We start from the raw sequence: 16,386 nt of genomic DNA, 5'->3' as shown, positions 1-16,386 counted from the left end.
CTTGTGGAAAGAGCATCCCGCTACATCATAGCGAGCAGGGCACAGACGCTAATCGCGGCAAAGGCGGCCGTCACAAGCAAGGTTGCCGCATTCCAGATCCGGTGAATGGACGCCATATTGTGGATATAGCTGCTCAGGAATATTTTACGCAATAAGAATTGCAGCAGCCGCATAAAGCCGAAGCCCAACCAGCCGAGCAGGCAGAGCATGGCGACATCCACACTCCATTTATTTACAAACCGGTCAGCCGTGGTTCCGGTATAATGAACCGGCACGAAATCCGGCAGCCGCGAGTAGAGATAGAAATACAGCACGATAGGAACCATGGCCGCAGCACTGCTTAAGATCATCGTCAGTCTGCTTTTGAACATACATTGTCAACCTCCTGTTGCTACAAACATCGGGTGCGCAGCAGGCTGCCTTCGTCTGCCCGCAGCAAATACACCCGCTTTTTGAAATCCTCAGCTTAAGTATGTACTCTTCCTCTTCCATTATATTGTATATCGTCTGCTGGCCCGCTTACTTTAACGGCTCCAGCAGCCTGTTCACAAAAGGGATATCCGCCGGGGCAAAAGCAAACCCTTCCAGCTCCTTCACAGTCACCCAGCGGAAAGCGTCATGGTCGTTAAGCGTGATGCTGCCTTCCGCATATTCGGCCTCCCAGGCAATCAGCCTGATCGTGAAACCGTCATAGTCATGCTCATTCACTCCAAAAGCCGCGTAAGGGAGGATCGCGATGCCCATCTCCTCCATCAGCTCTCTGCGCAGGCAAGCCGGCGCGTCTTCGCCGTCCTCCAGCTTGCCGCCGGGAAATTCCCACAAGCCCGCCTGTGATTTGCCCTGCCGCCGCCGGGCGATCAGGATACGGCCTTCATCGTTATGTATAATCGCCGCTGCTACTTCAATCACAGAGCTTCCCCCTTCACACAGTATAAGTAAAAATATACCTCTCAGCAGGTTGGATATCCAGCGAAAATCAAAAAAACCCTTCCCGAAAGCTGCTAATAGGGTGCAGCCGGGAAGAGTTTTTTATTGATATCACTGAGCTAGTCCTGTTATTTCGACAGTACAAGCTCCAGGCGGACCTCCAGATTATTTTCGGTGTCCAGTACAATTGAGTGCGGGTTGGCCATGCCGAAATCCTCAAAGGTTACAGTGGTTGTACCTGACAGCATAAGCTGCCCGCCACTGTATACGGCCTGGGCATCAAAGGTGACCTCTTTTTCAATGCCTTTTACTGTCATCATGCCTTGCAGCTGAACCGGTACCGCTGTGCCTTCCGTCCATCCCGCCGGCAGCTCCGAGAAGGATTTGACGGTAAAGGTCGACTGCGGGAATTCTGTGACGGACAGGAAGTCCGCTCCTTTTACATGCTCGTCCCTTTGCGCGTTGCCGGAGTCCAGGGCGCTCATCTCTACCGTTCCTTCGCCGGTCATCGCGCTTGCGTCGTCCAGGTTCACATTCCAGGTTCCTGTAACTGCCGGGTCTACGAAATTGACGGTTTCCTTGGAGGTCGTTACCGACCAGTATACTTTTGAGGTGTCAGCGATGTTCCAGGCACCATTTAACTGCTCTGCTGTAACGGCGGCTCCTGCCGGTGCGGCGGCTGCATCCGCCGTGTTCGTGCCGTTCGAAGCTCCTGTCTCCTGTGTCGGAATAACGGACTCGATTTCAACATTATTGCCCAGGGTGTTATTGAGCAACGTAAATGCTGTAATAGCTCCTGCGATAACGACTCCGGCGGCAGTTATGGCGATTGTTTTTTTCTTCATCCTATTCCCTCCATCCAAATTTTTGCAAATGCCGTCTATGGCTTGGTTCCCATTCTAACAAAGCAATATGTCGGGAATAAGTCAAAGCAGCGTGAACGGCATTGTGGTAAAATTGTCGTAATTTTAACTAACCGTTGAATGCTGTTAAGGAGACTGGAGTATCTATGATGAAATCCATTCTGATTGTCGAAGATGAGGAAGCGATTGCCCGCGTGCTTGCGGCCTATCTCAAAAAGGCGGGCTTTCAGGTCACCCTCGCTGCAGACGGGCGCACCGCGCTGGAAGCCTTCGAGACTGCACCGCCTTCCCTGATTCTGCTCGATATTAATCTGCCGAATATGGACGGCTTCGAGCTGCTGGGCCTGATCCGTGAGAAAAGCAGTTGTCCCGTGATTATGCTGACGGCCAGAGACTCTATCGGCGACCGTCTGGCCGGACTGGACGGAGGGGCCGACGATTACATGTCCAAGCCCTTCATTCCCGAAGAGGTGGTGGCCCGCGTAAATGCGGTGCTGCGCCGCCCTTCACAGTGGTCCGACGGCAGCCGCAAGCGCCATTACGGCAGCCTGTTTATAGATTTTGGTGCCCGCAGTGTATTCCTGAACGGGGCCGAGGTTTCCTTAAGCCCCCGCGATCTGTCGGTGCTGCTCTTCCTCGCAGAGCGCCCGAATCAGATCTGCACCAGGGATCAGCTGCTGGAGCATGTATGGGAAATGGACTATGACGGAAGCGACCGGGCGGTGGATCTGTCGATCAAAAGGCTGCGCCAGGCCCTTTCGCACTGGCCTGCCGAAGAAGGCGAAATCCGCACGCTTAGAGGAACGGGGTATCAATTATGGACCACCTGAAGCGGAAGCAGCAGCGGAAAAAGCACACCTCCATCCTCTCCTACTGGACGGTCCGTTATCTGCTGATTATTGGCACCGGCCTCCTGCTCACCGCGCTTGTGACCTTTTGGTGGATTCAGCAGGAGGCGATGAGCAACCGGATGCAGACCACGGCCCTGCTCGCCCAGGAGATTGCCGACCGCAGCGTCAGTGCAGACGGCAGCCTGAATGTCACCCCGGCTCTGCATCAGCTGATTGAGGACCGCAAGCGGTTCTTCAAATTGACGCAGGAAATGTGCGTCATTATCACGGGTCCCCAGGGCGAGCTGCTGTTCTCACAGCCGGAGATGACCGAGAAGGAAATGCGCTACGAGCTTAATGACAGCCTGGACGCGGCGCGAAGCCCAGAGTTCAAGGCGGCTGGCGCCCGGATTCAGGGAAACGGCAAAACGCGGGGACAGGTGATGGTGCTGCAATCCAAACGCTCGCTCCGCTACATTCCCCGGGAAGAGATCACCTTCTTCTCTATTCTGATCGTCTTCCTGATTATCTTAAGCTGGCTGACCATCTATCTCTTGTCCATCAAGCTGGCGAAGCCGATTCAGCGTGTAGCCTCCGCGGCCTCACAGATCAGCGGAGGGAAATACAACATCATCCTGGAGACGGAGGCCAAGGAGCGCGAGATTCACGAGCTGCTGCTCTCCTTCCAGGAGATGGCGGGCAAGCTGCAGCAATTCGAGCAGTCCAGGGCGGTGATGCTGGCCGGGGTCTCTCATGAGCTGAAAACCCCGGTCACCTCCATCAAAGGACTGGTGCATGCGGTGCGTGAGGGCATTGTCGAAGGCGAGGAGGCCGGTGAATTCCTCGACATTGCTCTGCTGGAGGCTGGGCGGCTGCAGCGCATGGTCGCAGATCTGCTGGATTACAACGCCCTGGCCGCTGGCATTGTTGCCATCCGCCATGACAGGCTGGAGGCCGTTCCGCTGCTGGAGGAGATCGTCTATCAGTGGAAGCTGACCCAGGACGGGGAGGTCTGTACGCCGGAGCTTCAGCTGCCCGGGGAGCCCCTGTTCCTGCGGGGAGATCCGCTGCGCATTCAGCAGATTCTTGTCAATCTGCTCAACAACAGCGTTCAGGCCAAGCAGCCGGGACAGATGCTTCAGTTGGACCTCCGCCTGGAAGAGAACCCGCAGGGCTATGCAGTGATTACCGTTACGGATAATGGAACGGGCATCCCCGAGGAGAACCGCGGGCGGATCTTCGAGGCCTTCTTCCGCAGCAGCGGCAAGCAAAGCACGCTCCGGGGCTGGGGCTTGGCCTTACCTTCAGCCGTCTGCTTGCCGAAGCGATGGGCGGAAGCCTCCGGCTTGGCGACGGGCCGGAGCAAGGCTGCACGTTTGTAATAACCCTGCCGCTATGGCGGTAGGCCCGGCTGGTTGATGTCCGGTTCTGGTCCTTGAAGCGGGCGGCATGGTATAATCAGACGACTGTATTTGAAACCGTAAACCGGAGGCTGTATATGCTTACTTTTGAACAGAAACTGGCTATTCTTGATTCCTACCCCGAGCTAGAGCGGAGAAACGTATCGCTCGGCCGGGTGAATTATCACTTGGAGCAAAGCCGCCACGAGAAAAAAACCGTAGCCTTCCATCTCCATCCGAATGGCAACGGTTTTGTGTATGGGGGACTGCTGCGCGGTTATGAGACGGATGACAAGGGCATGGTAAATATCCGCGACTACGGAGAACCTGAACTGCGGAGCCTGCTGGAGGCATCTATTGCCTCCCTGTCCATGTTTATTCCAGAGGCGCCCGCACCCGGCAAAAGAAAGAAAAAACCCGCAGCCGCCGCCGGGTCGCTGTGGACCAATCATGAAGGGCACACGCTGAGCCTGAAGCCGGAGGATGACCTGTGGTATCTCTACGCCGGGCTTCAGCTGGAGATGGCCTTTGAGACACTTGAAGAAGCCGAGGAATATCTGGCGGAAGAAGGATTTGCCCGGACGCAGGGCTAGATTCGCTGCATTCTGATTCAAATTTGCTCATGCGGACTCAGGAGACGTTAGTTGAGCTCAAATGATACGTATGAAGGAGAATGGGCACAAATAACGTATTCTCAGTCCGCAAGAATGGCTGAACAGAAGAATTCTGCGAAATAAGAGCTCCTGTGTCCGGAACGATCAAGTGTGCTTCCCGGATTTAGAGACCGCCGATTCTCATCGGACAACAAAGGACAGTCCCGGCAGCCGTTTCGGCCCAGGAACTGTCCTTTGTTAAATACACAAAACTTCAAAGTTAATAGCAGTCTGCCGCTATCCGCATTATTTTGTTGCAGGCATCTCTACTTCCTTGGCACTTAGTGCTTCTTCCGGCACTGTAATCTTACTGATCTCATTATGCTGATTAATCGTTGTCTTCATCTTGGTGTCCATGCTGATGCTCTGGCCATCATTGGTCATATCCATCATGATTTCAACATCCGTACGGGTGGGCAGATAAGTCTTCTTGTCCACCGCATATACTAGCTTCATACTCTTGATGTCCATCTGCTCTACCAGCGCTGCCTGGCTCTTGTCACCGCCGTTCTGTTCAAGATAGCTTTTGGCCAGCTCTTTGACGCTATCCCCCGATACATCCGCCGTCAGCAGATAATTATTGCCGTCCTCGGTGACCTTCGTATCCTTGGCAATGGTTTTGAATTGCTCCAGTTGCGCCTCCGGATTGGCGGATTGCTCCAGCGAAGCTGTCATCTGTTTCGACATCTCTGCCGGGATTTTCAACCAGCGCCCGCCTGTCTGGGAGTAGATGCCGGAACCGGTGATATACTGCTCCACATTCTGTACACCTTGCCCGCTATCCACCTTGACAGCCTGATGCATTTGCAGCGGTTCCTTGATTAACTCAGATTTAGTAGTCATTTCTACTTTTTGCTGCTTGGCCGTTTCGCCCTTGATGGTCATATTCTGCGAAACCTGCGAATCCATCCCGAAGCTTTTGAGATCCTTGGCGGCTTCTGCCGACTTCCGGATAAGCTCATCTAACGCCGGAACCCCTTGCTCTGAGGCTTGCTCTACAGGTGCGGCCGACGCAGACGCCGATGGAGCCGTAGAGTCTGAAGGAGCCGCACTGCTTGCATTGTTAGGCGCAGTTGACGCCTCTGCAGAGTTCTCTGTGTTCTTGTCATTTCCGCAAGCGCTCAGGCTTAAGGCCAGCGCTGCCCCCATTACTACCGCAATCCATTTCTTCAACATGTCTTCCTCCTACGAAAAGTGTGCCGATGCCCCTTAGATTTTTAGATGGTAACATCTGCCATGGTGTGTATGTCAACTATTAACCAATCGGGCGGGATTTCTAACATCACTTTTTTTGGAAAGAATCCCCTATCAACATACGGCAGATTATGGTTAGATGAACAAGAAGGCCATAACCTACAGGAAAGAAGCGTGAACCGCATGAGTTTTGAAATCGTGGAGGCTACCATTCCGGAGATTCAGGCTGCGCTTGAAACCGGCCAAATGACGTCCAGACAATTAGTCCTCATGTATCTTGAGCGCATCGCCGAGCATGACAAAAGCGGGCTGACGGTGAACTCCGTCCTGGAGATTAATCCCGATGCCCTTTTCATCGCCGAAGCTCTGGATGTGGAACGCTCCCTGCAAGGACCGCGCGGGCCGCTGCACGGTATACCGGTCTTGCTCAAAGACAATATCAACACAGGCGACAAAATGCACACCAGCGCAGGCTCGCTGGCTTTGGCGGATTCTTTTGCCGGGAAAGATGCCTTTATTGTCACCAGGCTGCGAGAAGCCGGGGCGGTCATTATGGGCAAAGCCAACATGACGGAATTCGCCAATTTCATGACGAATGGCATGCCTTCCGGGTACAGCTCGCGCGGCGGACAGGTGCTTAATCCCTACAACATATCCACTCCGACGGGCGGCTCCAGCGCCGGTTCCGCAGTAGCTGTGGCCTGCAATTTCTGCACAGTGTCCGTAGGCACGGAAACCTCCGGGTCGATTCTTAATCCCGGGAATCTCGGCTCGGTCATCGGCATCAAGCCGACTGTAGGTATGCTGAGCCGTTCCGGCATACTGCCGCTCTCGAACACACAGGACACCGCCGGTCCCATGGCGCGCACAGTCCGCGATGCTGTTCTGCTGCTGAACGCGATGCTGGGCAAGGATGACAGCGACGCCGCCATGGGCACAGGCGTTGGCCGTCTGCATGAGGATTATACGGTTTTCCTCGACAAGAACGGACTGCAGGGCGCGCGGATCGGCATTCCGCGGGATTATTATTTTGAGGAGCTGACAGACGAGCAGCTGGCGCTGTTCAATGCCTCGATGGAGCGGATGCGCGGGCTTGGCGCCACCATCATTGATCCCGCAGACATCCGGACAGCGAGGGAGATCAAGTATTCTTCCGTTGTACTGAATGAATTCAAAACCTCACTGAATGCCTATCTGGCCCGTCTCGGCCCGGGAGCCCCGATGCGCACGCTGAAGGATATCATCGATTTCAATCATGCCCATCCTATAGAGACGCTGAGATATGGACAATTCACGCTGCTGGATGCCGAATATACCTCCACCGGAACGTTCACCGAGCCGCAGTATCTGCGCGACCGGGCAACGGATCTCCGGCTCTGCAAGGAGCTCGGAATCGATGCCGCCATGAAGGAGCATCAGCTTGACGCACTGCTGTTCCCGGCTGATTTCGGCGCGCGGATTACCTCAAGGGCAGGTTATCCGTCCATCGTCGTGCCTTCCGGCTACACCTCTGCCGGCGTTCCCTTTGGCGTGACCTTTTCTGCCCGGGCCTATCAGGAGCCGGTGCTGATCCGGCTGGCCTATGCCTACGAGCAGAACTGCAAGATCCGCAAAGCACCTTCGCTGCGAAGCTTTCTATAACAAAAACGGCTGTGCCATCCTCCACGGGACAGCGCAGCCGTCTTGGTTCTAGCGTTACCTGGAGAACGATTCCCCATGAATCCTACGGCAACTCTTTAAGTGGAAAAAGGGACACTAATTTGCCGGAGTACCCTATCCTCGGGTAGATGAGGTGGAAAAAGGGTCACTAATTCAGCTCATTTCGCCATTGGACAAGAAAAGTAGCCCAATTAAGTTTACTTTTTCCACTTAAATCTCTGGATTTCTTGATTTTCGAAAAAATAAGCTCCCTTTTTCCAACTAGCACCTGCGAAGAAACCGATAATTGCTAGTTGGAATTAGGATATTTAGACCAGCTCCCCCCTCAGAACTCGGCCTTCGCCGTGCCAGCAACGGCATTTCTGCCGTTGCTACAACTTTAAGCATAATTTTTATCCACATGTGGAAGTAATCATAGTTTCCTATACAATTAAATTAGGGAAAAGCTGCCTCTTCTATTCCTCTGCAATGCCCATGTGCCGATTACCTGCATGCGACAGTCCCCAGGTGCGCAGCTCATAGCTGCGGATTCCCGTAAGAATGTATGGATCACGCTGAGCGATCTGTTCAGCTTCTTCGCGGGATTCCGCACGGATAATAACCATGCCGCCCGGACTGTCGCTGAAGGGGCCGCACATGACCAGCTGTCCGCTGCGTTCAAGCTCCTGCAAATGTTTGACATGCGCCCGGATGATATCCATATCCCTCCGGTCCTGCGGGGTTGGACTTAACAAAATGACATAACAAATATCCTCTTCGCTATTCACAGCACTCATTTGTTGTCCTCCTTATTCATAGCCTTGCTGGCTCTCTTCATCGGCAATATTCTGAATCTCCTCGGCATGCATCAGATAGAGGCCATAGTCTCCTTCTTCATTCAGCTTCAAAGCACGCTCCTTGAAAAATTTCGGACTCCCCTCGGCGGCATCTTCGTCATAGAACAGCAGAATGGCATCGCTTTTGCGGAACAACAGGTCATCTCTGGCCCGGAACTGCCAGCTGCCGTCATACGGAGCATTGCTGACCGCCCCATAGTAATCGGCCCCGGCCACAATCCGCCGGTATTCATTCTGCTTCTCTTCCTTCCACCTTTCCTCCGGTGCGGCATGTGCTGTAATAATGCCCAGCTTCAGCCCGGGATACTGCCGCTTCAGCTCAAGCACCACCTCGCAGGCCCACAGATCCACACCGTATTGGCCGGGTGTAATGATCCAGTCTACCCCTTCCTCGACGAGCGGGATCAATCTGTTCATCAGCGCTTTTTTGATATAAGGAATCCCCTGATGTTTGCTGTCAAAAATCCCGAGCTCATGCGCACGGTAGCCTGTTACCAGTAATGTTGTCATGTGCTGCCTCTCTCCTGAACCGTTACTCTTCGCCAACTAATTAACGAAGTTCGCAAAAGCAAAGATCGAACATTCTTTGTCTTTCAAACAATTTTCTTGTTCTGGGGTTGAATGAATAGTAGTGTGAGCGGATGGGCCATGCTATCATTTGCTCCATGGACTTTTAATGTGGTGGATGTTTCGGACCACGGCGCAGCTTACCGAAAGGGGGAGGCGCCGATGGTCAACCTTGTGTCGTGCTGCGATGTACTGCGCTGGATCGTTTCGTTACTGAGCCTTGTGTTCAGTGTACGGAAGCTCTATCGTATACTGCGTCGGAAACTTCGGAACAAGCGAAAACCCACCGCGAAATAGGTTGGCACCCTAACGGTGGGTTTCGCCTGAACTAGCATTTTTGTTCGTGCGCGCCGTGGTGATCCACAGCCTTACTGGTCCTAAGGAGACTTTGCCGTTGGCGCGGCGGGGTCTCCTTTTTTAGTATACGGAACCGTTGATCTTCTTTATACCCACTATTTTAGCACGCATAATATATACGTGTCCATTGGGTAACCAACGTCAAGAATAGAATTAGGCGATTGAAACACTCCAGTTGTACCGGATAGTCTCACCCGCCATCTGTTGCACTTTGTACAGCTGATGACCCATAAATCGGCCGAAAAACTCAATCTAATGTACTTTGTACATTTGAATCTGCTGGAAAAGCTGTTTTTGACTCCAAATCCGCAAATCTGTTGCACAAAATACAGCAGAAAGTGCACTCATGTAAAAGATTCGCCGCAATAGTTATCCTAAAAGAGGACTACGGCGATTCCTAGCCCTTGTCTGACAAAATCAGAACGCCCCGCCCCGGAACCACGGCCGTGCCGCTGAAGGTTTTACCCGTCAGCAGATCGGTGCGCTGCACGGAACCGATGTCAGCGCTAAGCTCGCCTTCCTTATGGTTCAGCAGGAACAGATAGGATACACCGTCTTTGACGCGCTGTACGGATTCGATGCCATCCGGCGCGCTGACCAGCGGCTGAATCTCTTTTTCTGCACACAGGTTTGACAGGAACCCTTGCAGGAACGCCGCATCCGGACTGGTTGCCACGTAGTAAGCCTTGCCTTCGCCAAAGCGGTTCACGGTTAGAGCCGGCATACCTTTGTAAAAATCAGCGCCATATTCAGCCAGCACTTCAGCGCCTTCCGCGTGAATCAGATCGCACAGCAGATCGCACGGATAAGTGCGGTTCAGTGCGCCCCATTCTTTGCTCATCACGATTTCATTGCTCATTCCCGGCAGCAGGGCGTCGATTTCCTCAGCCCAAATGCCGAGCACCTTGCGCAGCTCGCCCGGGTAGCCCCCGACGGTAACCAGATCATTTTCGTTCACGATGCCGCTGAAATAAGTCGTAACGAAGGTGCCGCCCGCCTTCACGAAGGCTTCAACCTTTTCGGCAAATCCCGGCTTGATCATATACAGCACCGGAGCGATAACAATCTTATACTTGGAGAGGTCTTCTTCGACACCGATCATATCGGCTTCGATATTCTGCTGATACAGCGCATCGTAATATTTATGCACTTCGTTCACATAATCCAGCGCTACAGAAGGTCCGCTTGACAGGTCAAGCGCCCAGCGGTTTTCCCAGTCGTAGATAATGCCGATCTGCGCTGCACTGCGGGCATCCAGCAGCTGGTCGCCCAGCAGCCCCAGCTCTCTGCCAAGCTCGGCACATTCACGGAAGACCCGGGTATGCTCATGTCCTACATGCTCAATGACAGCGCCATGATACTTCTCGCAGGCGCCGATGGAACGGCGGAGCTGGAAAAACAGCACCGTGTCCGCACCCCGCGCTACCGCCTGATAGCTCCACAGGCGCATTACACCTGGACGCTTCAGCGAGTTGTACGGCTGCCAGTTCTGCTGGCTCGGCGTCTGCTCCATCAGCATAAACGGCTGGCCGTTCTTCAGACCGCGCATCAGGTCATGCGTCATGGCCGTATGGCTGACCGGCGTATCCAGCGACGGGTAGTTATCCCAGGAGACAACATCCATATGCTTAGCCCACTCGAAATAATCCAGCTCCGGGTAGAAGCCCATCAGGTTGGTGGTCACCGGAACGTTCGTGCTGTGCTGCTTGATGGCATCATATTCCAGCTTGTAGCATTCCAGCAGACTATGCGACATAAATCTGCGGTAATCAAGGGAAATTCCCTGGAAGTTGGTCCGGTTGCCGTTCCATTCCTCACTCAATTCGCTTGGTACAACAATTTCTTCCCAATCATAGAAGGTGTGCCCCCAAAAGCGGGTGTTCCAGGCTTTATTGAGCGCATCCAGCGAGCCGTAACGGTTCTTCAGCCAGACCCGGAAAGCTGCTTCAGACTGCTCGGAATAATCGTAGCCGCCATATTCATTGGAGATATGCCAGGCCACCAGCCCCGGATGGCCCTTGTAGCGCTCAGCCAGCTTGCCCGCCAGCTTGGCAGCGAATTTACGGTAGACCGGACTGTTCGGGTTGGAATTGTGGCGTCCGCCGAATTTACGCTTTCTGCCCTGCACATCGACCCGGGTCACTTCAGGATAGCGGTGGGCCATCCAGGCCGGATGGGCTCCTGTGCTTGTAGCCAGGCAGACATAGGTTCCATTGTTATATAAACGGTCCATCAATTCATCCAGGCCGGAGAAATCATAGGTATCCTCCGAAGGCTGAATCAGCGCCCATGAAAATACATTAATCGTAGCAACATCAATACCCGCCAGCTTGAACATCCGTTCATCCTCTGCCCATACCGGGGCGTCCCACTGCTCGGGATTGTAATCTCCGCCGTACCAAATCTTTGGCAATTTATCGTTGATCACGTATCGCACATCCTTTATAGTATAAGTATATTCTTATTGTAAACGCTCTACGATTCCCTTTAAATATAAAATTACCACCAAGACATATAATAATATGGAACAAAAGGAGAGGATACATTTGCCCGTGACAGCCCCCCGCAGAATTGTGTTCGGCCAAGAAGGCGGATACCACCTGCCGATTACACTCGACAGCATGGGCTACAACCCCGATCAGGAGAAAGTATCCCGCCCTGAAGGCTACCACGCCTATCATTGGCTCCAGACCTCGCAGGGTGAGGGAATCATCCATTTCGAGAATAAAAAGCTTACGCTCGCCGAAGGCAGCGGCGTACTTCTGCTCCCGGGGATCTCCCACAGGTACGAAGCGCTGTCCGCTGAACCGTGGTGCACCTATTATCTGACCTTTGGGGGAAGCTCTGCCCGGCAGATTCTGGATTCACTCGGCATGAACGCCAACTCCTTTTACCGCTGGGAGAGCGAGGCGCCGTTGCCCCTGATGCTGAAGGAAATGCTCGACCGGCACGATGCCGCTGAGGATATGTTCAGCCTTGGTGCTTCTACCGATGCCTACCGGTTCCTCCTGACGCTCAGCAAATATGGGCACCTGCACAACAATACCTCCATCTCCCGCAATGTGGACAAGGTGCAGCCACTGCTGAAATGGATGGACAGCCATTATGGCGATCCCGATATCGGCCTGCATGACCTGGCTCTGCAGCTTAATGTGTCGGGCCGCTACCTTAACAGCCTGTTTCTGCAGACCTTCGGGCTTTCGCCATATGCCTATTTCGTCCGCCTGCGTATCCGCAAGAGCAAGGAGCTGCTGGTCAGCCAGCCCGATCTAACCGTAAAAGCCATTTCGCAGCAGGTCGGCTTCCGCGATGTCAGCCACTTCGTGGCCACCTTCCGCAAGCAGTCTGGAACCACGCCGGATCAATTCCGGCGGCTGCATTGATTTTCTATAGGAAGTGGAGAACTGGAAAGCTTGGGGAACGCAAGGAGGTTCATAAGGAACTGAAGCTAAGTGGAAAAAGTAAAACTAATTCGCTGAAATCCGGGCTACAGAAGGTTTTAGTGGGATTTTGTACACCTAATTCATGCATATTCATGATGACTATTTAAGATGAACTTTAGTTTTACATTATGGGGTAGGGTCGTAACTCCGGGGAATGTTTGGACTTCCGGCCTCAGAACAGAAGCAGCGGCACCTGGGGCTGAATCAGCCGGGGTGCCGCTGCTTGTGTACATTCGGACAAATTCTGCATAAGACCATGTGGGTAAATTCGTTAAAAGAGCCAGATACACAGGCCCGCGATAACCGCGAGCACAGCCACCGCTATCACCAGATCGGTAACCTGCCTCCAGAAGCCTGTTATGCCTTTGTGATGATAATTACGCGCGATGGCATCATGCTTGGCTTTGTGGGCGTAGGGGTCCGGCCTGGGTACAGTAGGACCCGGATTAAAAAAGTCAGACATGGAAATCATCTCCTTTTATCCATTATACCCGTTAGTTTCCGAGAATAATACCCCGGCTGATGCGTTCCGGCTCCATGGACCAAGTACCGGATCGCTCCCTGTTACTTTACGGCTCCGCCGGGTTCTGCCGCAGGGATATCCGCTCCGCACACAGCCTCCGGCAGGCGCATCTTCAGCTCTTCTATGAATTCCCGGAAGGCGCTGGTCATATACAGGTCGCGCCGCCGGATAAACACTGTCGGAACCTCCGCATACCTCTCCGGAAAAGGATAGCAGCGGATTCCCTCTGTCACATTCATCCGGTTAAAATAAGATACGGGCAGAACCGCATACCCAATCCCGGCTTTTACGCATCCCAGCAATCCTTCCATGGTCCCGAATTCCATTACCTTCCCGAGCCGGCAGCCCTCGTCTCCGAGCCACTCTTCCAGCCTGGTGCGGTAAATGCAGTTCGCATTCAGAATCAGCAGCGTCTTGTCATGGACCGACTGAAGGCCCTGATAGTCTATCGCATCAGGAACGATAAGTCCAAGCTTCTCATTGATGACCAGCTCCTGAATAATTTCCGGATGCTCGACCGGTCCGTCCACGAAAGCTCCGTTCACGGTATATTGCAGGACGGCGTCGATGAGATCATTGTTTCGTCCGATCTGCAGATGAACCTCGACGTCAGGGTAACACCCGCGATAGGCAGACAGGATGGCAGGCAGCCGCACGGCAGCCGTCGTATCCGAGCCGACCGTGATCGAGCCCTTCGGAACCGGCGAATCCAGAACCGCCTGTGCCGCTTCCTCCAGAAGATTAAATATTTTGAGTGTGTATTCCATGAGCGTCTGTCCGGCTGAAGTCAACGTGATGCCCCGGCTGTGCCGGTAAAAGAGCGGAGTTTTCAGCTCCTGTTCAAGCTGCTGAATTCTTGCTGTCACATTGGACTGCACATAGTTCAAGCGTTGGGCCGCTTTGGAAATGCTCCCTTCTTCAGCCGCTGCCTGAAACACCTTAAGAAGACCAATATCCATAATCCGCCTCTCTCCCCCGGATCAGCCATCAGCCGCAGTGATGTCGTCCATCATTTCTCTTCATTATACATGATCCGCTTCACGGATTATGATGAAAACAGAGACAGAATGAACTTAAGTATACGCATCCGAAGTTCGTTTGCGAAGTGGATTCAAGTTAGAAGAGGTTATCAAAACTTCATAAGGAGTGGGAGTAATGGAAAACAGAAATTGGTGTTTCAAGGTGCCCGGGGACCCGGACGGCAGGGAAACAGTTATCAATACCAGCGAAGTCAAAAGCGTATATGATCTGCTGGATCTGCTTCACCGTGATGAGCTTCAAGGCCCCCAGAAGAAGCAGGCTGCAGGGTTGAAGGATAATCCGCAAGCCGTGCTGCTCCCCTTTGTCTCCCGGATGTTGAAAAAGAGACGCCATCCTTCCGCCTGAGCCAGGATGCCTGTGTACCTGGATGCCTGTGTACCCTTCACCGGCATGTGTCCCGATGTAATACAGTTTGCCCGCTCCAAAGCGGTTTACAGTAACCGCAGGAGCTCCGGCGAAGAAATCGTCTTCATACCAGGCAATCGGCTCGGCTCCCTCCAGCCGCAGAATGCCGCACCAATGCTGCATTCATACAGAACCTCCTCGGGGTCGCGGAGTAAATGGACTTCGCTTCCTCGCCATTCCTCCACTCCTTTTCCTGATATTCATATCCTGCCAAAAAGAACGCCCTGCCTCATCAAAGATGAGAAGACAGGACGTCCTTTGGTAAATCGACTTTTTCAAATCAAGTATGGTCCTATTGGACTCTATAACATAGTGTACACCACCATGGTTATTTCTTCAGCTTATCCCAAGCGGCCTGCATGCTTTTTTCCCAGCCGGCTTCGTCTGTTTTACCAGCGATCAGCTCTTGAATGACGCTGGCAAATTCTTGAGTCACACCATCAGGGAATTTGGAGGATTGCAGACCATACACCTTGCCGTCCTGCACATATTTCCATACATCGGAACCAAGTGCCCCGATATCCTCCGGAGTAGCTTCAATGGTTTTTAACGCAGGGATGAACTTCCATTTTTTAGTGATATATTCTTTACCCATATCGGAAGTTACGAGCCAGTTCAAGAATGTTTTGGCTTCTTCTTTGGAAGCGGAATCCTTGTTCACAACCAGGTTGGCAGGAATCCCTACAGTCAGCTTATCATTTTTCTCTGCATTATCATTGATTGGCATAGGGAACATGCCGATGTTCATGTTAGGCGTAATGTTGTCCACAAGCGTCTGGGCCCAGTTGCCTTCCTGCATCATAGCCGTCTCGCCCTTGGCGAACATCGCCAGGTGAGTGTTGGCATCGGTGGTCAGAGGATTTTTCTGGCCGTATTTCACGGTCAAATTAAGCAGGTTGCTCCAGTCCTTGAATACCGGGTTGCCAACGATACTTGCAGTGCCCGCATTGAGGCTTTTGATGAACTCATCTACATTATCCTGCTGTGCAAAGGCTACGCTGATGCCCTGGTTGCCCAGCAGCCACCATTCCTGATACGCATTGCCGAAAGGTGTGACATTGATAGCCTGCAGCTTTTTAGCGGCTGCTTCTAGCTCGGTGATGGTTTTTGGCGTTTCGGTGATGCCGGCTTTGGCAAACAGATCCTTATTGTACACATAGCCGATACCTTCAAGGTTCATTGGCATACCGAAGGTTTTGCCGTCTTTGGTCATTGGCTCTGCCGCCATAGGGATCAGATCCTTCACCCAAGGCTGGTCGGACAAGTCTTCCAGCTTGTCTGCCCACAGGTCCATTTCGGCATATCCGCCGTTGGAGAAAATGTCAGGCGCATCCCCGGAAGCAAACTTGGTCTTCAGGGCTGCTGCATAGTCCGCGCCGCCGCCGACCGTTTGAATATCCAGCTTGATGTTAGGGTGTTCTTTTTCGAATTCCACCTTCAGCTCATTCAGGCCTTCAACGATTTCGGTTTTGAACTGAAAGATTTTAACCGTTTTCACTGCGCCGGACGTATTGCCAGCGCTTCCATTTGATGCATTATTAGATGCGGTATTATTGGAATTTCCGCCACAGGCCGCAAGCACAACTGACATTAGCATTACAGATGACAGCATCACTGCAGAACGTTTCTTCATCATTTCTAATTTCCCCCTTGAATAAATTAACTGCTGGTATATTTGGAACGGGGGC

17 protein-coding genes and 1 pseudogene are annotated in these 16,386 nt (G+C 52.9%); 6 read left to right on the top strand and 12 right to left on the bottom strand.

What is annotated here, in order from left to right; all coding sequences use genetic code 11:
- Window positions 1-20: 20 nt before the first annotated feature.
- The 3 genes from JI735_RS13630 to JI735_RS13620 all read right to left on the bottom strand — a co-directional run bounded on the left by JI735_RS13630 (window position 21) and on the right by JI735_RS13620 (window position 1,772).
- Window positions 21-371: a DUF1648 domain-containing protein gene (locus tag JI735_RS13630; RefSeq protein WP_039834075.1), complete on the bottom strand. Its 351-nt coding sequence runs from the start codon at window positions 369-371 to the stop codon at window positions 21-23.
- Between the two features lie 148 nt (window positions 372-519).
- Entirely contained in the window at window positions 520-909 is a 390-nt protein-coding gene (locus JI735_RS13625; RefSeq protein WP_039834076.1) for a (deoxy)nucleoside triphosphate pyrophosphohydrolase, read from the bottom strand.
- Between the two features lie 146 nt (window positions 910-1,055).
- A complete protein-coding gene (locus tag JI735_RS13620; protein WP_202677469.1) occupies window positions 1,056-1,772 on the bottom strand; it encodes a YceI family protein in 717 nt (238 codons plus the stop codon).
- Window positions 1,773-1,939: 167 nt separating this feature from the next.
- Between JI735_RS13620 and JI735_RS13615 the strand changes: the two genes are divergently transcribed.
- The 4 genes and pseudogenes from JI735_RS13615 (at window position 1,940) to JI735_RS13605 (ending at window position 4,613) form a co-directional block, all read left to right on the top strand.
- A complete protein-coding gene (locus JI735_RS13615; RefSeq protein ID WP_039788156.1) occupies window positions 1,940-2,620 on the top strand; it encodes a response regulator transcription factor in 681 nt (226 codons plus the stop codon).
- A pseudogene (locus JI735_RS13610) lies at window positions 2,608-3,909 on the top strand (HAMP domain-containing sensor histidine kinase); the annotation flags it as partial. The gene JI735_RS13615 and the pseudogene JI735_RS13610, both read left to right, overlap by 13 nt.
- 38 nt (window positions 3,910-3,947) lie before the next feature.
- Window positions 3,948-4,025, top strand: a complete 78-nt coding sequence (locus JI735_RS37800; RefSeq protein WP_411830121.1) for a hypothetical protein — start codon at window positions 3,948-3,950, stop codon at window positions 4,023-4,025.
- A 93-nt stretch (window positions 4,026-4,118) separates the two neighbouring features.
- Complete coding sequence (locus JI735_RS13605) at window positions 4,119-4,613, top strand: hypothetical protein (protein WP_039834084.1); 495 nt, start codon at window positions 4,119-4,121, stop codon at window positions 4,611-4,613.
- 306 nt (window positions 4,614-4,919) lie between these two features.
- Here the strand turns inward: JI735_RS13605 and JI735_RS13600 are convergent, their stop codons facing one another.
- The gene (locus JI735_RS13600) at window positions 4,920-5,849 is read right to left on the bottom strand and encodes a DUF6612 family protein (RefSeq protein WP_051051624.1); all 930 of its coding nucleotides are present in this window, start codon (window positions 5,847-5,849) and stop codon (window positions 4,920-4,922) included.
- 201 nt (window positions 5,850-6,050) lie between these two features.
- Between JI735_RS13600 and JI735_RS13595 the strand changes: the two genes are divergently transcribed.
- A complete protein-coding gene (locus JI735_RS13595; protein ID WP_039834080.1) occupies window positions 6,051-7,508 on the top strand; it encodes an amidase family protein in 1,458 nt (485 codons plus the stop codon).
- Window positions 7,509-7,981: 473 nt separating this feature from the next.
- On the opposite strand, the gene JI735_RS13590 is transcribed toward JI735_RS13595, so the two are convergent.
- The 3 genes from JI735_RS13590 to JI735_RS13580 form a co-directional block, all read right to left on the bottom strand.
- Window positions 7,982-8,302: a YciI family protein gene (locus JI735_RS13590; protein WP_051051625.1), complete on the bottom strand. Its 321-nt coding sequence runs from the start codon at window positions 8,300-8,302 to the stop codon at window positions 7,982-7,984.
- 12 nt (window positions 8,303-8,314) lie between these two features.
- Window positions 8,315-8,872: an SLOG family protein gene (locus JI735_RS13585; RefSeq protein ID WP_039834081.1), complete on the bottom strand. Its 558-nt coding sequence runs from the start codon at window positions 8,870-8,872 to the stop codon at window positions 8,315-8,317.
- 811 nt (window positions 8,873-9,683) lie between these two features.
- The gene (locus JI735_RS13580) at window positions 9,684-11,714 is read right to left on the bottom strand and encodes a beta-galactosidase (RefSeq protein WP_039834082.1); all 2,031 of its coding nucleotides are present in this window, start codon (window positions 11,712-11,714) and stop codon (window positions 9,684-9,686) included.
- 124 nt (window positions 11,715-11,838) lie between these two features.
- Here JI735_RS13580 and JI735_RS13575 point away from each other — a divergent pair, with 124 nt between their 5' ends.
- Window positions 11,839-12,669: an AraC family transcriptional regulator gene (locus JI735_RS13575; RefSeq protein WP_233476470.1), complete on the top strand. Its 831-nt coding sequence runs from the start codon at window positions 11,839-11,841 to the stop codon at window positions 12,667-12,669.
- Window positions 12,670-13,000: 331 nt separating this feature from the next.
- Here JI735_RS13575 and JI735_RS13570 read toward each other — a convergent pair whose 3' ends face one another.
- From JI735_RS13570 to JI735_RS13555, 5 genes are all read right to left on the bottom strand, one after another.
- Window positions 13,001-13,192 (bottom strand): hypothetical protein, encoded by a 192-nt coding sequence (locus JI735_RS13570; RefSeq protein WP_039834083.1) that lies wholly within the window; start codon window positions 13,190-13,192, stop codon window positions 13,001-13,003.
- Between the two features lie 101 nt (window positions 13,193-13,293).
- On the bottom strand, window positions 13,294-14,211 hold the full coding sequence (locus JI735_RS13565) for a LysR family transcriptional regulator (protein WP_202677467.1): 918 nt from the start codon (window positions 14,209-14,211) through the stop codon (window positions 13,294-13,296).
- 178 nt (window positions 14,212-14,389) lie between these two features.
- Window positions 14,390-14,776, bottom strand: coding sequence for a beta-galactosidase trimerization domain-containing protein (locus JI735_RS37795; RefSeq protein WP_411830120.1), 387 nt, complete (start codon window positions 14,774-14,776; stop codon window positions 14,390-14,392).
- Window positions 14,725-14,883: a hypothetical protein gene (locus JI735_RS37790; protein WP_411830153.1), complete on the bottom strand. Its 159-nt coding sequence runs from the start codon at window positions 14,881-14,883 to the stop codon at window positions 14,725-14,727. Before JI735_RS37790 ends, JI735_RS37795 begins: the two co-directional genes overlap by 52 nt.
- A gap of 143 nt (window positions 14,884-15,026) precedes the next feature.
- The gene (locus JI735_RS13555) at window positions 15,027-16,334 is read right to left on the bottom strand and encodes an ABC transporter substrate-binding protein (RefSeq protein ID WP_083886529.1); all 1,308 of its coding nucleotides are present in this window, start codon (window positions 16,332-16,334) and stop codon (window positions 15,027-15,029) included.
- Window positions 16,335-16,386 lie beyond the last annotated feature (52 nt).

It is taken from the genome of Paenibacillus sonchi (assembly GCF_016772475.1).
GTDB lineage: Bacteria > Bacillota > Bacilli > Paenibacillales > Paenibacillaceae > Paenibacillus_AQ > Paenibacillus_AQ sonchi.
The sequence above is the reverse complement of the archived record's forward strand: the minus strand, read 5'-3'. Positions and strand labels throughout refer to the sequence as shown.

What these genes read in the sequence shown, in the direction of transcription:
- JI735_RS13630 (WP_039834075.1), bottom strand. Translation starts at nt 371, where the DNA reads ATGTTCAAAAGCAGACTGACGATGATCTTAAGCAGTGCTGCGGCCATG.
- JI735_RS13620 (WP_202677469.1), bottom strand. Translation starts at nt 1,772, where the DNA reads ATGAAGAAAAAAACAATCGCCATAACTGCCGCCGGAGTCGTTATCGCA.
- JI735_RS13615 (WP_039788156.1), top strand. Translation starts at nt 1,940, where the DNA reads ATGAAATCCATTCTGATTGTCGAAGATGAGGAAGCGATTGCCCGCGTG.
- JI735_RS37800 (WP_411830121.1), top strand. Translation starts at nt 3,948, where the DNA reads ATGGGCGGAAGCCTCCGGCTTGGCGACGGGCCGGAGCAAGGCTGCACG.
- JI735_RS13605 (WP_039834084.1), top strand. Translation starts at nt 4,119, where the DNA reads ATGCTTACTTTTGAACAGAAACTGGCTATTCTTGATTCCTACCCCGAG.
- JI735_RS13600 (WP_051051624.1), bottom strand. Translation starts at nt 5,849, where the DNA reads ATGTTGAAGAAATGGATTGCGGTAGTAATGGGGGCAGCGCTGGCCTTA.
- JI735_RS13595 (WP_039834080.1), top strand. Translation starts at nt 6,051, where the DNA reads ATGAGTTTTGAAATCGTGGAGGCTACCATTCCGGAGATTCAGGCTGCG.
- JI735_RS13590 (WP_051051625.1), bottom strand. Translation starts at nt 8,302, where the DNA reads ATGAGTGCTGTGAATAGCGAAGAGGATATTTGTTATGTCATTTTGTTA.
- JI735_RS13585 (WP_039834081.1), bottom strand. Translation starts at nt 8,872, where the DNA reads ATGACAACATTACTGGTAACAGGCTACCGTGCGCATGAGCTCGGGATT.
- JI735_RS13570 (WP_039834083.1), bottom strand. Translation starts at nt 13,192, where the DNA reads ATGTCTGACTTTTTTAATCCGGGTCCTACTGTACCCAGGCCGGACCCC.
- JI735_RS13565 (WP_202677467.1), bottom strand. Translation starts at nt 14,211, where the DNA reads ATGGATATTGGTCTTCTTAAGGTGTTTCAGGCAGCGGCTGAAGAAGGG.
- JI735_RS13555 (WP_083886529.1), bottom strand. Translation starts at nt 16,334, where the DNA reads ATGATGAAGAAACGTTCTGCAGTGATGCTGTCATCTGTAATGCTAATG.